Origin of the sequence: Citrobacter sp. FDAARGOS_156 (assembly GCF_001559235.2) — a bacterium.
In the GTDB taxonomy this organism is placed as follows: domain Bacteria; phylum Pseudomonadota; class Gammaproteobacteria; order Enterobacterales; family Enterobacteriaceae; genus Citrobacter; species Citrobacter youngae.
This window is the reverse complement of record NZ_CP014030.2, coordinates 4266176-4281506: the sequence shown is the minus strand read 5'-3', so window position 1 is coordinate 4281506 and position 15331 is coordinate 4266176. Positions and strand designations below refer to the sequence as shown.

The following is a 15331-nucleotide window of genomic DNA, read 5'->3' as shown; positions in this document are numbered from 1 at the left end:
ATGACCTAGTGGCGGATATCGCCACCATCTTTCACTGGTCGCCGTCCATCACTGACGTTATGCCGCTGACTGAGGTGCTGGAGTGGCGGCACAAAGCGATTCAGAGAAGCGGGGCCAGCGATGAGTGACAATAACCTGCGTCTGCAGGTGATTCTGAATGCGGTTGACAAGCTCTCCCGCCCATTTCGATCCGCGCAGGCCAGCTCGAGAGAGCTGGCTGCTGTGCTTCAAACCACCCGGAATAGCCTGAAAGAACTGAATAAGCAGGCCGCGCGTATTGATGAATTCCGTAAAACCAGGTCACAGCTTGCTATTACTGCAAAAAATCTCAACGCCGCACGCGAAGAAGCCGCAAAACTTGCCACCCAGTTTACTGCAACAAACCGCCCAACCGCTGCTCAGGCCAAGTTATTTAGCCATGCGAAAACCCGCGTACAGGAACTGCAGCAGACATACAACGGTCTGTTGGGTTCGGTACAAAGACAGCGGCAGGCGCTGAAAGAATCCGGGATCGATACTAAACAGCTAAGTAGCGCACAGCGGGAACTGCGGAAAAATGCAGATGAAACAAGGCAAGCTCTGGAGCGTCAGCAGAAATCCCTGAAACGTCTGGGTGAACAGCAGGCAAAAATGAATGCTGCCCGTGAGCAATATTCCAGACGCCTTGAGGTGCGGGATCGTATCGCCGGGGCAGGTGCTACCACCACGGCAGCGGGGCTGGCAATGGGCGCGCCGGTTATGGCTGCAGTTAAGAGCTACGCCAGTATGGAAGATGCCATGAAAGGCGTGGCAAAGCAGGTAAACGGGCTGCGGGACGATAACGGCAACCGTACAAAGCAGTTTTATGACATGCAGAATGCCATCAAGGCTGCCAGTGAGCAGCTACCGATGGAGAATGGTGCTATAGACTATGCCGCGCTGGTTGAGGGGGGCGCGCGCATGGGCGTGACCAACCAAGACGATACTTACGAAGACCAGAAACGTGACCTGCTGGCCTTTGCATCCACGGCGGCAAAAGCTGCAACGGCCTTTGAGCTGCCAGCCGATGAACTGGCGGAAGGGTTGGGGAAAATCGCGCAGCTCTATAAAGTGCCGACGCGCAATATTGAACAACTGGGCGATGCGCTGAACTACCTGGACGATAACGCCATGTCAAAGGGTGGGGACATTATCAACGTCCTGCAGCGAATGGGGGGCGTGGCCGACCGGCTTGATTTCCGCAAGGCGGCCGCGCTGGGTTCCACTTTCCTGTCTCTGGGCGCCGCGCCAGAAATTGCCGCCAGCGCATCAAATGCGATGGTGCGCGAACTGTCGATTGCAACCATGCAGAGCAAGCGGTTCATGGAAGGTATGGATCTGCTGAAACTCGATCCAGAAAAGATTGAAAAACAGATGGCTACGGATGCCATGGGCACTATTCAACGCGTACTGGAGAAGGTCAACAAGCTGCCGCAGGATAAGCGCCTGTCTGCAATGACGATGATTTTTGGCAAAGAGTTTGGCGATGATGCCGCAAAACTGGCAAACAACCTGCCGGAGCTGCAGCGCCAGCTGAAACTCACTGCAGGCAGCGATGCTAATGGCTCCATGCAGAAAGAATCCGACATCAACAAGGATTCATTGTCTGCGCAGTGGTTGCTGGTTAAGACGGGCGCGCAGAACGCTTTCAGTAGCATGGGGGAAACGCTGCGCCAGCCGCTGATGGATATCATGAGCATGGTTAAAGGCGTGACCGGGGCGCTTCGGCGCTGGGTTGAGCAGAATCCTGTGCTGGCTGGCACGCTGATGAAAGTGGCTGCGGCGACGGCGGCGATCACTGTCGGGCTGGGTACGCTGGCGGTGGCGGTGGCTGCAGTGCTGGGGCCGATTGCGGTGATCCGGTTCGCGCTGTCGATGCTGGCGGTTAAGGCGTTACCGTCCACCGCTGATGCAGCGACCCGCACGGGCGGAGTGCTGCGTTTACTGGTTTCCGGCCCGCTGGCAGTGCTGCGCGTGGCGCTGTTTTCTGTGGGTAGTCTGCTTGGCGCGCTGTTGAGTCCGATCGGTCTGGTGGTGGCTGCGCTGGCTGGGGTGGCGATGGTGGTCTGGAAATACTGGCAGCCTATCAGCACCTTTCTGGGTGGCGTGGTGGAAGGGTTCAAAGCGGCGGCAGCGCCTATCCTGTCAGCCTTCACTCCGCTAATGCCTATTTTTCAGTGGGTAGGAGATAAGGTCCGGGAGTTGTGGGGCTGGTTTACCGACTTGCTGACGCCAGTTAAATCGACGGCGGCAGAGCTGCAGAGTGCGGCATCAATGGGGCGTTTGTTCGGGGAAATGGTGGCGGAAGGGCTGAACATGGCGCTGCATCCGCTGGAATCTCTGAAATCCGGTGTGATCTGGTTGCTGGATAAACTTGGTCTGGTTAACAAAGAGGCCGCCAGCGCCAGGATGCCAAATCAGACGCCTGCCACAGTGGGCGGTAACGGCAGCGTGATATTGCCGCCAGGCGGGTTCCCGGCTTATGCGGGGATGTATGACACCGGCGGTAATATCCCGCGCGGGCAGTTTGGCATCGTGGGGGAGAACGGCCCGGAGATTATCAACGGCCCGGTAAACGTAACCAGCAGGCGACGCACAGCGGCGCTGGCCTCGGTGGTTGCCGGGATGATGGGGGTGGCTGCGGCGCCGGTCGATGCGGCACCGCTTCATCCGTTTAGCCTGCCGGTAAAAGCAGGCGCCGCAATGATGGGCCAGAGCGCCAGCGTACAGCCGGTTATCCGTGTGGACGCCCCCACGCAGATTATTATCCAGGCGCAGCCAGGACAGAATGCGCAGGACATTGCGCGAGAGGTGGCGCGACAGCTCGATGAGCGTGACCGCCGGATCAGGGCGAAGGCCCGGAGTAACTACAGCGATCAGGGGGGCTATGACTCATGATGATGGTGCTGGGATTATTTGTTTTCGAGCTGCGCACGGTCCCTTATCAGGAACTGCAGTATCAGCGCAGCTGGCGCCATGCGACAAACAGCCGCGTAAATCGCCGCGCCACCACGCAATTTCTGGGGCCGGATAATGACACGCTGACGCTATCCGGGGTGCTGTTGCCGGAAATTACCGGCGGCAGGCTGTCCATGCTGGCGCTGGAACAGATGGCGGAGCTGGGCAAGGCGTGGCCCCTGATCGAGGGCAGCGGCACGATTTATGGCATGTATGTGATCGAGGGGCTGAACCAGACGAAAGCAGAGTTTTTCCGGGACGGGATGCCGCGCCGCATTGAGTTCTCATTGTCACTGAAAAGGGTGGATGAGTCGCTGGCGGATATGTTCGGCAGCCTGAGTGACCAGCTCAGCAACCTGCAGGACTCTGCTGCCTCTGCGATTGAGGGGATTAAAAACACGGCTGGAGGATTGCTGCAGTGAACTTTAATTCTGATCTCCTGAATCTGAACAGCAAAAGCCCGGCTTTCAGTATCGTCATTGAAGGTAAGGACGTGACGACCGTGCTGGATACCCGCCTGATGAGTCTGACGCTGACGGATAACCGGGGCTTTGAAGCGGATCAGCTTGATCTGGAACTGGACGACGCCGACGGTCTGATTGCTCTGCCGCGACGTGGGGCAGTGATTCAGCTGGCGCTGGGCTGGAAAGGCCAGCCGCTTTTCCCTAAAGGGGCTTTTACCGTGGATGAAATTGAACACAGCGGTGCCCCTGACCGATTGACCATCCGGGCGCGTAGCGCAGATTTCCGTGAAACCCTCAATACACGGCGCGAAAAATCATGGCATCAGACAACGGTGGGGGAGGTGGTAAAGGAAATCGCCGCCCGGCATAACCTCAAAATGGCGCTGGGTAAAGACCTGACGGATAAGGCGCTGGATCATCTGGACCAGACCAATGAAAGCGATGCAAGTTTTCTGATGAAACTGGCGAGACAGTATGGGGCGATTGCTTCCGTTAAGGACGGGAATCTGCTGTTTATCCGGCAGGGACAGGGAAGAACGGCGAGCGGCAAGCCGCTGCCGGTTATCACCATAACGCGCAAAGCCGGTGACGGTCATCGGTTCACCCTTGCTGATCGTGGTGCCTATACCGGTGTTATTGCCAGCTGGTTGCATACGCGTGAACCCAGGAAAAAAGAGACAACCAGTGTTAAGCGTCGTCGAAAGAAAACCACCACACCCAAAGAGCCGGAAGCAAAACAGGGCGATTATCTGGTGGGAACGGATGAAAATGTGCTGGTTCTTAATCGTACCTACGCCAACCGGAGCAATGCAGAGCGCGCAGCAAAAATGCAGTGGGAACGTCTGCAGCGTGGGGTTGCTTCATTTTCCCTGCAGCTCGCTGAGGGGCGGGCTGATCTCTATACGGAAATGCCGGTGAAGGTTACAGGGTTTAAGCAGCCAATCGATGATGCAGAATGGACCATTACCACCCTGACGCATTCTGTCAGCCCGGATAATGGATTTACGACCAGCATAGAGCTTGAAGTAAAGATTGATGATTTAGAAATGGAATGAATTTGTTCACAAAATGGATGTGTAGTGTATCATTATGTGATTGCAGGAATTGGTGGGGGAAACGGATATGATGAATTGTCCGAAATGTGGACATGCGGCGCATACTCGTAGCAGCTTTCGGGTATCTGATAACACTAAGGAGCGTTACTGCCAGTGCCAGAATATTAATTGTGGCACCACCTTTGTCACACATGAAACAGTGGTGCGCTTTATTGTCACCCCTGGACTAATCGATCACGCTCCGCCACACCCATTAAACAGTGGTCAAGGCCACATGAATTTCTAACAAGAAACCCGCCTCGGCGGGTTTTTTATTGGAGGCAGTAAAAATTCTGCTGCCATTTTGCTGCCAATGAGGTTCTATTAAATAAAAAAGCCACTCTTTCGAGTGGCTTAATTATATGATTTTAAAGCTAAAATTTGGTGGCCCCTGCTGGACTTGAACCAGCGACCAAGCGATTATGAGTCGCCTGCTCTAACCACTGAGCTAAGGGGCCGTGGCGGTGGATTATAAAGTAACTCCGCGTTGCAATCCAGACATAAGCGTACGGATGCTGTTTTTATAAACAATGTATTTTCAGTCCGTTATACTTGTCCCTTGATGTATTGTTCGGAGTAATTATGGTTAAGGACATACTGGCACCGGGGCTGCGGGTAGTATTTTGCGGCATCAATCCGGGGCTCTCTTCTGCGGGTACAGGATTTCCCTTTGCGCATCCCGCGAATCGCTTCTGGAAGGTTATCCATCAGGCGGGATTTACCGATCGCCAGCTTAAACCTGAAGAGGCACAGCATCTGCTGGATTTCCGCTGCGGCGTGACGAAATTTGTCGACAGACCAACGGTGCAAGCCAATGAAGTGAAGCTACAGGAAATGCGTAGCGGCGGTCGTCTGCTTATTGAGAAAATAGAAGAGTATCAGCCCGCCGCGCTCGCAATCCTCGGTAAGCAGGCCTTTGAGCAGGGCCTTAGCCAGCGTGGGGCGCAGTGGGGGAAGCAGACGTTGACCATTGGCGCGACGCAATTATGGGTATTGCCGAATCCCAGCGGGTTAAGCCGGATCACGCTGGATAAACTGGTGGAAGCGTATCGGGAAGTGAACGACGCCCTGCTCAGGCGGGGACTATAAAGAAAAACGCCACCTTGCGGTGGCGTTTATGCTTATGTGGCGAGATTAATCGTCGAGGAAGCTACGCAGTACTTCAGAGCGGCTCGGGTGGCGCAGTTTACGCAGTGCTTTCGCTTCGATCTGACGGATACGTTCACGGGTAACGTCGAACTGTTTACCGACTTCTTCCAGCGTGTGGTCGGTGTTCATGTCGATACCGAAACGCATACGCAGAACTTTCGCTTCACGGGCGGTCAGGCCAGCCAGAACGTCGTGCGTTGCGGCACGCAGGCTCTCGGTGGTCGCAGAGTCCAGCGGCAGCTCGAGGGTGGTATCCTCGATGAAATCACCCAGATGCGAATCTTCATCGTCGCCGATCGGCGTTTCCATGGAGATAGGCTCTTTCGCGATCTTCAGCACTTTACGGATCTTGTCTTCTGGCATCAGCATGCGTTCAGCCAGCTCTTCCGGCGTCGGCTCGCGGCCCATCTCTTGCAGCATCTGACGGGAGATACGGTTGAGCTTGTTAATGGTCTCAATCATATGCACCGGGATACGAATGGTACGCGCCTGATCTGCGATCGAACGGGTGATCGCCTGACGGATCCACCAGGTTGCATAGGTGGAGAACTTGTAACCACGACGGTATTCAAACTTATCCACCGCTTTCATCAGACCGATGTTACCTTCCTGAATCAGATCCAGGAACTGCAGGCCACGGTTGGTGTATTTTTTAGCGATAGAGATAACCAGACGTAAGTTCGCTTCAACCATCTCTTTTTTCGCACGGCGGGCTTTCGCTTCACCGATGGACATGCGACGGTTGATATCTTTAACCTGCTCGATGGTCAGGCCGGTTTCTTCTTCAATCTGCTGCAGTTTCTGCAGGCCGCGGTGAACGTCATCGGCCACATCGTGCAGTTTTTCAGACCACGGTTTGTTCATCGCGATTGCCGCGTTGAACCAGGTTTCGCTGGTTTCGTTGCCAGTGAACAGGGTGATGAAGTTTTTCTTCGGCATTTTGCACTGCTCAACGCAGAGCTTCATGATCAGACGTTCCTGAGTACGCACGCGGTCCATCATGACGCGCATGCTGTTTACCAGGTAGTCGAACTGCTTCGGCACCAGGCGGAACTGTTTGAACACTTCGGACAGCTTCTGAATTTCTTCCTGCGCGGCAGCATGGCTGCGGCCTTTCGCTTTGATGGTGTCGCGAGTGATTTCGTACTGAGTACGCAGTTCACCGAATTTTTCACGCGCTAACTCAGGGTCGATGCTGTTGTCGTCATCGCTGCTGTCGTCGTCGCCATCTTCTTCATCTTCGTCTTCATCGTCATCCATCTCTTCCTGAGAGAGTTCAGAACCGACGTGGGTCGCCGTTGGCGCCATGTCTTCTTCCGCGTTTGGATCGACAAAGCCAGTGATCAGATCGGAAAGACGTGCTTCTTCAGCTTCTACGCGATCGTACTGCTCAAGCAGGTAGGTGATAGCTTCCGGGTATTCGGCAACGGAGCATTGAACCTGGTTAATCCCGTCTTCGATGCGTTTAGCGATGTCGATTTCGCCTTCGCGGGTTAACAGTTCAACGGTACCCATTTCGCGCATGTACATGCGGACCGGGTCAGTTGTACGACCGATTTCGGACTCAACGCTGGACAGAACCTGGGCAGCCGCTTCTTCCGCGTCTTCATCGGTGCTGTTGGAGGTTTCAGCAAGCAGCAGATCATCGGCATCAGGTGCTTCTTCCATCACCTGAATACCCATGTCATTGATCATTTGGATGATGTCTTCGATTTGATCTGAATCGACGATATCTTCCGGCAGATGGTCATTGACCTCGGCATAGGTCAGATAGCCTTGCTCCTTACCACGTTGGACAAGAAGCTTCAGCTGTGACTGCGGGTTTTGCTCCATAAGACGGTATCCACACTTAATTCGTTTGATTGGTGTTGGGCGGTAAAACCGCCAACGGCAAAACGAGGGCATACTTATATTTTGCCGCTGCCTCTCCGTGCGGCTGTCGGGGGCTTCCCGATCGATATTCGGCAGTTAAGCCGTTAAATACTTCATCCTTCACGTTGTCTCTGCGTTAGCTGCGTTCGTTTACTTGCTGCCTTGATACAACGCGAATGATTTTGTCTTTCTCTTATTTCCTGGCCAGTTCCTGGTTCAGCGTCCAGAGTTCCCGGCGTTCTTCGCTGCTTAAACCGTGTGTGCGCTCACGAGCTATCAACTCTTCCTGGCGCAGTTCAAGCATCGAATCAAACATATGGTTGAGTGAGTCGGTGAAGGTTTTTTCTGCGATATCTTTATCTGCTATATCGTCCCACATCGACAGTTTTTCAAGGGTCGCAGCATCATTTGTGCCACGGTAGTGTTCTAAAAGTTGCCCGGTGGTCAGACCTGGCTGAGCCAGACAAGTGTTGACCAGTTCTCTGAATAAGCCAAGTCCAGGCAGCTTATTGCTATCCAGTGCGCCTAACGGTGGAACCAGCGGGGCGAGCTCCGGGTTCTGCACCAGCAACCCTATAAGTATACGCATGGTCGTACGTTTTAGCTGTGGAACCGGGCGGGAAGCCCCATTTTCTGCCAGTTTTGGCATTAAACGTTCAAGCTGGCTGTCATCCAGAATGCCGAGCTTGTTTCCCAACTCCTGTCGCAGGTAAATGCGCAACGTTTCGCCTGGTACCTGAGTAATCAGCGGTAATGCCAGCGTGCTGAGCTGTGCGCGTCCGTCTGGGGTACTCAAATCCACCTGCGGCAACAGGCTGTTAAATAAAAACGCGGAGAGCGGCAGCGCCTGCTCCATCCGGGCTTCAAAGGCCTCTTTCCCTTCTTTACGCACCAGCGTATCGGGGTCTTCGCCGTCAGGTAAAAACATAAAGCGTAGCTGGCGTCCGTCTGTCATATAGGGCAGTGCGGTTTCCAGTGCGCGCCATGCTGCGTCGCGTCCGGCACGGTCGCCGTCGTAACAGCAAATTACGTTGTTCGTCGCGCGGAACAACAGTTGGATGTGATCGGCGGTGGTTGACGTCCCAAGGGATGCCACGGCGTAGTTAATGCCGTATTGCGCCAGCGCCACCACATCCATATAGCCTTCTACCACTAACAGGCGCTGTGGATCGGCGTTATCCTGCTGGGCTTCATAAAGACCATACAGCTGGCGACCTTTATGGAAAATATCGGTTTCCGGGGAGTTGAGATACTTCGGCAGGGCATCGCCCAGCACGCGTCCACCAAAACCAATGACCCGACCACGTTTGTCGCGGATGGGGAACATCACCCGTTCGCGGAAGCGATCGTAACTGCGTCCCTGATCGTTGGTAACCAACATCCCCGCATCGACCAGCGATTTGCGATTTTCAGCATTGCCGCCAAACCGTTTCAGGACGTTGTCCCAGCCGGGGGGGGCAAAACCAATAGCAAAACGGGTGATAACGTCGCTACTTAATCCTCGCTTTTCCAGGTACTGGCGCGCAGGGGTAGCGGCGGGTTGCATCAAAGACTGTTGATAAAAAGTGTTCAGGCCATCCATCAATTGATAAAGGCTTTGCCGTTGATGGCGCTCTATCTGACTGGGGCCACTGCCTGCTTCATAGGGCACTTCAAGGTTGTGCATTGCGGCCAGTTCTTCGACGGTTTCCACAAACTCGAGCTTGTCGTAGTTCATGAGAAAGTCGACGGCGTTGCCATGCGCGCCACACCCAAAGCAGTGATAAAACTGTTTTTCACCGTTTACGGTGAAAGAGGGGGTTTTTTCGTTATGGAACGGACAGCACGCGTGATAATTTTTGCCCTGCTTTTTCAGCTTTACCCGCGCGTCGATGAGATCGACGATGTCGGTTCTTGCCAGCAGGTCATTGATAAATACGCGTGGAATTCGTCCAGCCATATGCCCCTTTTATACACTTCATCCTTCAGCCTGCCTCTGTGTTGGCTGCGCTCGCTCACCCCTGTCACTTACTTATGTAAGCTCCGGGGCTTCACTCACTTGCCGCCTTGATGCATACTGAATGATTTTGTGTATATGCCAATGCATAAACGAAAATAAGCCGCGCATTCCTTCCGGAAGCACGGCCTTACAACTACAACTCAGTCTGAATTGAGAGCTTTGGCTCTCAATAGATTAGTACAGACGAGTACGGCGTGCGTTTTCGCGAGCCAGTTTCTTCGCGTGACGTTTCACAGCAGAAGCTTTAGCGCGCTTACGTTCGGTAGTCGGTTTTTCATAGAACTCACGACGACGAACTTCCGCCAGAACACCTGCTTTTTCGCATGAACGCTTGAAGCGACGCAGTGCTACGTCGAACGGCTCGTTTTCACGTACTTTAATTACCGGCATGTAACTCTCACCTTTAATAAATTCGGTTTGCCGCTGGCATCAACGCCAGCTTATTTCAAAATGGTGCGGAATTTTACTGCAATTGCTGCTGCTTTGTAAAGCACCGACGCGATTTTGAAAGGGACTTTTATAAGGACAAGGAGTATACACGAGCGGAACTCCTGGGGCGAACAAAGTTTTACATCAACCCGCATTGGTCCTACACTGCGCGGTAATAGAGCGAGGTAAAACAAGTCATGCGTGTACTGGGTATTGAAACATCCTGCGATGAAACCGGCATCGCCATTTACGACGATGAAAAAGGTCTTTTAGCCAACCAATTGTATAGTCAGGTGAAATTACACGCTGACTACGGCGGCGTAGTGCCAGAACTGGCCTCGCGCGATCACGTACGTAAAACCGTACCGCTGATCCAGGCCGCGCTGAAAGAGGCGGGACTGACGGCAAAAGAGATTGATGCGGTAGCGTATACCGCAGGTCCTGGTTTGGTTGGCGCGCTGCTGGTTGGCGCAACCGTAGGACGTTCGCTGGCGTTCGCCTGGGGCGTACCAGCAATTCCTGTGCACCATATGGAAGGGCATCTGCTGGCGCCGATGCTGGAAGATAATCCGCCTGCTTTTCCGTTCGTCGCGCTGCTGGTTTCTGGCGGTCACACGCAGCTTATCAGCGTCACCGGTATCGGTCAGTATGAATTACTCGGCGAATCGATTGATGATGCTGCTGGCGAAGCGTTCGACAAAACCGCCAAGCTGCTGGGGCTGGATTACCCTGGCGGCCCAATGCTGTCAAAGCTGGCCTCGCAAGGCGTTGAAAAACGCTTTGTCTTCCCGCGCCCGATGACCGACCGTCCGGGGCTGGATTTCAGCTTCTCCGGGCTGAAAACCTTTGCCGCGAATACCATTCGTAATAACGAAAATGACGATCAAACGCGCGCAGATATCGCCCGAGCCTTTGAAGATGCGGTAGTTGATACGCTGATGATCAAGTGTAAACGCGCGCTGGATCAAACCGGTTTTAAACGTCTGGTGATGGCGGGGGGCGTGAGCGCTAACCGTACACTGCGCGCAAAACTGGCTGAAATGATGCAAAAACGTCGTGGCGAAGTATTTTACGCGCGTCCGGAATTTTGTACCGACAACGGGGCGATGATCGCCTACGCGGGCATGGTGCGTTTTAAAGCGGGCGCAACGGCGGATCTTGGCGTAACCGTGCGCCCACGCTGGCCTCTGGCGGAATTACCGGCGGCGTGATTTTTTGCCCGGTGGCGCAATGTTACCGGGCAAGACGCTACATCCGCAGCATTCCCTTCTCTTCCAGAAACGCGATAATTTTTTCCAGACCCTCTCCGGATTTTAAATTACTGAACGTCCACGGACGCTCGCCGCGCATGCGCAGGGTATCGCGTTCCATTACCTCCAGCGAGGCACCGACGTAAGGGGCCAAATCGGTTTTATTGATCACCAGAAAATCGGATTTAGTGATCCCCGGCCCCCCCTTACGCGGGATCTTCTCGCCTTCGGCAACGTCGATCACATAGATCGTCAGATCCGCTAATTCCGGACTGAAGGTGGCGCTCAGGTTATCGCCGCCGCTTTCCACAAAAATCAGATCCAGATTGCCGAATTTCTCGCTTAACGCCTCTACGGCAGCCAGATTCATCGATGCATCTTCGCGGATGGCGGTATGCGGGCAACCGCCGGTTTCCACACCGACGATCCTGTCTGGCTCCAGGGCGCCCGCCTCGGTGAGAATGCGCTGATCTTCTTTGGTGTAGATATCGTTGGTGACCACCGCCAGTTGATAGCTGCTGCGCATGGCTTTGCATAACGCTTCCAGCAGCGCCGTTTTGCCGGAACCGACCGGGCCGCCAACGCCTACGCGCAGGGGATGCTTGTAGTTACTCATTTTTTCTCCTCAGGAGCGGAATAATCGGGAATATTGCGTTTCATGCCGGGCAGAGGCGATGGCGGCCAACGGCGTTGCGGAGCCGAGACTGGCGTCAGGACACGCCAGCGCCTGTGCCAGACCCTGCGCATAGCGATCGCAGAGCGCAATAATCAAACGCTGGGCTGCCTGCTGACCAAAGGGAACCAGTTTGACGCCAGCCATCACTGCGCTCTCAATCCAGCTGTAGCCGAGGCTTAACGCCAGTTCGGTCAGGGGAATTCTCCAGCGCACGCCCAGCCAGGCCATGCCGCAGAGTTGGCTGTCGGCGAAGAGGGGGCGCCACTCTCGCGAGCAATCCGCCTCCCAGTCGGTGACCAGCCGCGTAAACGCCGCGCCCCGGCTGCGTTCTTCATCCCGCAGTTCGCGGGTTTCCCGACAGGCCAACAGGTAAGCGTTCCAGCGGCGTGCGGCAGCGAGATCGTCCTGCTCGCAGGCGCGATACAGTCTCGCCAGCAGCGGTAGGTCGACGGTAAAAAAGTTCTGCTCCATCTGTTGAATTTGCCAGGCAGAGAAGTCATCGACGCTTTTCACCCAGCCAATCTCCACCGCCCACTCCAGACCCTGGGACCAGGTAAACGACCCCACCGGGAGTGTGCTGCTGGCGAGCTGCATCAGACGCAGTTGTTGGGTGTTATGCATCAGTGCGCATGGCCGTGATGATGCCCGTGTGATTCACTGGCATAAGCGCCTGCTTCCGGTTCAAACGGTAGTTGAGCAAAGGCCACCTCGAGGTTGAACTGTCGCAGCATGGCGTCCAGCACATGATCGTGGTGGTAACGTAGTTCATCCGGCAGGATTTGCAGCGGAACGTGGCGATTGCCGAGGTGATAACAGGCTTTGGCGAGCAGGAAAGGATCGGCGCAGCGCACCACGGAAACCGACTCCGGCGCGGCGATCACTTCAATCACTTCGCTGCCATCGTCGGTGGTCAGCAGGTCGCCACCGCGTAACAGCAAACCGCGCGGTAGCATCAGCCCGGCTTCGCGACCGTCGTTCAGCGCCACTCTGGCACGACTTTTTACCCGCATATCAATGGGTAGCGTGACGCTTGCGGTGACGCGGTGAGCGTGGTCAAGGCGTTGGGTCAGGTAGATCATCGTCACTCCTCAAAACAGAAAATAGCGTTGCGCCATCGGCAAAACGTTTGCCGGTTCGCTGGTAATCAATTCGCCATCAATACGCACCTCGTAGGTCTGAGCATCGACGGTGATATTGGGTTGCAGGTCGTTGTGGATCATGTCAGCCTTTTTCACCGTTCTGCAGCCTTTGACGACGGCGATGGCGCTTTGCAGATTGAGCTGCTGCGCGATGTTTTGCGCGTCAGCGGCTTGCGAAATAAAGGTCAGCCGGGTGTGATGCCGCGCAGCGCCAAGTGCGCCGAACATCATGCGGTAATGCACCGGCTGCGGGGTGGGAATCGAGGCATTGATGTCGCCCATCGGCGCACAGACGATCATCCCGCCTTTAACGATCGTCGCCGATTTTACGCCAAAGAATGCCGGTGACCACAGCACCAGATCGGCCAGTTTGCCAGGCTCAACGGAGCCGACTTCATGGGCGATACCGTGGGTTAGCGCCGGATTAATGGTGTATTTGGCGACGTAGCGTTTAACGCGCAGGTTGTCGTTGTCACCGGTTTCTTCTGCCAAAGCTCCACGCTGCGTCTTCATGCGGTGCGCCACCTGCCAGGTGCGCAGGATCACTTCGCCCACGCGCCCCATTGCCTGTGAATCGGACGAGGTCAGGGAAAAGGCGCCAATGTCATGCAGCACATCTTCGGCAGCGATCGTTTCCCGGCGAATGCGTGATTCGGCAAAGGCCACGTCTTCGGCGATATCCGGATCGAGATGGTGGCAAACCATCAGCATGTCGAGATGCTCGTCGATGGTGTTGATGGTATAGGGCAGCGTCGGGTTCGTAGAGGAGGGCAGGATATTCGGATGCGCGCAGGCGGTGATGATATCCGGCGCATGACCGCCGCCCGCGCCTTCGGTGTGAAAAGTATGAATGGTGCGATCGCCAATCGCCGCCAGCGTATCTTCCACGAAACCGGACTCATTGAGCGTGTCGCTGTGCAGCGCGACCTGGATGTCCATCTCGTCGGCCACGGTCAGTGCGCAGTTGATGGCGGCAGGCGTGGCGCCCCAGTCTTCATGGATTTTCAGGCCAATGGCGCCCGCGGTGATTTGCTCGCGCAAGGCGTCAGGATTTGAGCCGTTACCTTTGCCCAGTAAACCGATGTTAACCGGTAACGTGTCTGCCGCCTGCAGCATGCGAGCGATGTACCACGGACCCGGCGTACAGGTGGTGGCGTGAGTGCCCGCGGCCGGACCGGTGCCGCCGCCGATCATCGTTGTCACACCGGAAACCAGCGCCTCTTGCGCCTGCTGTGGGCAGATCCAGTGAATATGCGTATCCACGCCGCCTGCGGTGACGATCTTGCCTTCCCCGGCGATGACTTCAGTTCCCACGCCTATCGGGATCGTAACGTTGGGCTGAATATCGGGATTACCTGCCTTGCCGATGGCGAAGATCCTGCCGGCTTTGATACCGATATCCGCTTTCACGATCCCCCAGTGATCGACGATCAGCGCGTTGGTTATTACCAGATCCACACATGCATCGGTGCGCATTTGCCCCTGGCCCATGCCGTCGCGGATCACTTTGCCGCCGCCGAATTTGACCTCTTCGCCGTAGGTGGTGAAGTCTTTTTCTACTTCGATCCACAGGTCGGTATCCGCCAGGCGCACTTTATCGCCGGTGGTTGGGCCAAACATGTCGGCGTACGCCTGCCGGGAAATTTTACTCATTATTAGCCTCCAGCGCGCCCATCACCTCACTGCGAAACCCGACGATCCTTTGTGCGCCAGCGACGCGCACCAGTTCTACTTCGCGTTTTTGTCCTGGCTCAAAACGCACCGCTGTGCCCGCAGCAATGTTCAGACGAAAGCCGCGTGCGGCCAGCCTGTCAAAGCGCAGCGCCGGGTTCACTTCGAAAAAGTGATAGTGCGATCCCACCTGGATGGGCCTGTCGCCATGATTTTCCACCACGATCGTGCAGATCTCCCGCCCCTGATTAAGAGCGATATTGCCTTTTGCGATCTGATATTCACCTGGGATCATTGCCGCTCCTTAGACGATCGGGTTGTGGACGGTGACCAGCTTCGATCCGTCCGGAAATGTGGCTTCAACCTGAATATCCGGGATCATTTCCGGTACGCCTTCCATCACCTGATCGCGGCGCAGGACGTGACGCCCGTCCTCCATCAGCGCGGCCACGGTTTGCCCGTCGCGCGCCCCTTCCATGATGAAAGCGCTAATCAGCGCCACCGATTCCGGGTAGTTCAGCTTCAGCCCGCGGGCCAGGCGACGTTCCGCCACCAGCGCGGCGGTAAACAGCAACAGCTTGTCTTTTTCTCTGGGGGTCAGTTCCATAAGGG

At 55.4% G+C, this 15331-nt stretch carries 16 protein-coding genes and 1 tRNA gene; 7 read left to right on the top strand and 10 right to left on the bottom strand.

Annotation, left to right across the window (positions count from 1 at the left end):
- Positions 1–8 precede the first annotated feature (8 nt).
- The 5 genes from AL515_RS21035 (at position 9) to AL515_RS21015 (ending at position 4781) form a co-directional block, all read left to right on the top strand.
- Positions 9–128, top strand: a complete 120-nt coding sequence (locus tag AL515_RS21035; protein ID WP_001397628.1) for a GpE family phage tail protein — start codon at positions 9–11, stop codon at positions 126–128.
- Positions 121–2916: a phage tail tape measure protein gene (locus tag AL515_RS21030; RefSeq protein ID WP_061068614.1), complete on the top strand. Its 2796-nt coding sequence runs from the start codon at positions 121–123 to the stop codon at positions 2914–2916. The genes AL515_RS21035 and AL515_RS21030 overlap by 8 nt, the downstream gene beginning before the upstream one ends.
- Positions 2913–3398, top strand: a complete 486-nt coding sequence (locus tag AL515_RS21025) for a phage tail protein (protein WP_040233918.1) — start codon at positions 2913–2915, stop codon at positions 3396–3398. Before AL515_RS21030 ends, AL515_RS21025 begins: the two co-directional genes overlap by 4 nt.
- A complete protein-coding gene (locus AL515_RS21020) occupies positions 3395–4495 on the top strand; it encodes a phage late control D family protein (protein WP_061068613.1) in 1101 nt (366 codons plus the stop codon). Before AL515_RS21025 ends, AL515_RS21020 begins: the two co-directional genes overlap by 4 nt.
- Before the next feature lie 67 nt (positions 4496–4562).
- Positions 4563–4781, top strand: coding sequence for an ogr/Delta-like zinc finger family protein (locus AL515_RS21015; RefSeq protein WP_058215518.1), 219 nt, complete (start codon positions 4563–4565; stop codon positions 4779–4781).
- Between the two features lie 135 nt (positions 4782–4916).
- Here AL515_RS21015 and AL515_RS21010 read toward each other — a convergent pair.
- Positions 4917–4992, bottom strand: a tRNA-Ile gene (locus AL515_RS21010).
- 124 nt (positions 4993–5116) lie between these two features.
- Here AL515_RS21010 and mug point away from each other — a divergent pair.
- Positions 5117–5623 (top strand): G/U mismatch-specific DNA glycosylase, encoded by a 507-nt coding sequence (gene mug / locus AL515_RS21005; protein ID WP_048213266.1) that lies wholly within the window; start codon positions 5117–5119, stop codon positions 5621–5623.
- Positions 5624–5668: 45 nt separating this feature from the next.
- Here mug and rpoD read toward each other — a convergent pair whose 3' ends face one another.
- From rpoD to rpsU, 3 genes are all read right to left on the bottom strand, one after another.
- Positions 5669–7516: an RNA polymerase sigma factor RpoD gene (gene rpoD / locus AL515_RS21000; RefSeq protein ID WP_003024699.1), complete on the bottom strand. Its 1848-nt coding sequence runs from the start codon at positions 7514–7516 to the stop codon at positions 5669–5671.
- A gap of 232 nt (positions 7517–7748) precedes the next feature.
- Entirely contained in the window at positions 7749–9494 is a 1746-nt protein-coding gene (dnaG, locus tag AL515_RS20995; RefSeq protein WP_048213264.1) for a DNA primase, read from the bottom strand.
- A gap of 234 nt (positions 9495–9728) precedes the next feature.
- Complete coding sequence (rpsU, locus tag AL515_RS20990; protein WP_001144069.1) at positions 9729–9944, bottom strand: 30S ribosomal protein S21; 216 nt, start codon at positions 9942–9944, stop codon at positions 9729–9731.
- 236 nt (positions 9945–10180) lie between these two features.
- On the opposite strand from rpsU, the gene tsaD reads away from it, so the two are divergent.
- Positions 10181–11194, top strand: coding sequence for a tRNA (adenosine(37)-N6)-threonylcarbamoyltransferase complex transferase subunit TsaD (gene tsaD, locus AL515_RS20980; RefSeq protein ID WP_003024694.1), 1014 nt, complete (start codon positions 10181–10183; stop codon positions 11192–11194).
- Between the two features lie 37 nt (positions 11195–11231).
- Here tsaD and ureG read toward each other — a convergent pair whose 3' ends face one another.
- The 6 genes from ureG to AL515_RS20950 are packed head-to-tail and all read right to left on the bottom strand — an operon-like array spanning position 11232 to position 15326.
- Positions 11232–11849: an urease accessory protein UreG gene (gene ureG, locus AL515_RS20975; RefSeq protein ID WP_003838095.1), complete on the bottom strand. Its 618-nt coding sequence runs from the start codon at positions 11847–11849 to the stop codon at positions 11232–11234.
- Positions 11850–11858: 9 nt separating this feature from the next.
- On the bottom strand, positions 11859–12530 hold the full coding sequence (locus AL515_RS20970; protein ID WP_061068612.1) for an urease accessory protein UreF: 672 nt from the start codon (positions 12528–12530) through the stop codon (positions 11859–11861).
- Positions 12530–12988: an urease accessory protein UreE gene (ureE, locus tag AL515_RS20965; RefSeq protein ID WP_061068611.1), complete on the bottom strand. Its 459-nt coding sequence runs from the start codon at positions 12986–12988 to the stop codon at positions 12530–12532. Before ureE ends, AL515_RS20970 begins: the two co-directional genes overlap by 1 nt.
- Before the next feature lie 9 nt (positions 12989–12997).
- Positions 12998–14701, bottom strand: a complete 1704-nt coding sequence (gene ureC / locus AL515_RS20960) for an urease subunit alpha (protein WP_061068610.1) — start codon at positions 14699–14701, stop codon at positions 12998–13000.
- Positions 14694–15014: an urease subunit beta gene (locus AL515_RS20955; protein WP_061068609.1), complete on the bottom strand. Its 321-nt coding sequence runs from the start codon at positions 15012–15014 to the stop codon at positions 14694–14696. The genes ureC and AL515_RS20955 overlap by 8 nt, the downstream gene beginning before the upstream one ends.
- 9 nt (positions 15015–15023) lie before the next feature.
- Entirely contained in the window at positions 15024–15326 is a 303-nt protein-coding gene (locus AL515_RS20950) for an urease subunit gamma (RefSeq protein WP_003024678.1), read from the bottom strand.
- Between the last annotated feature and the right edge of the window lie 5 nt (positions 15327–15331).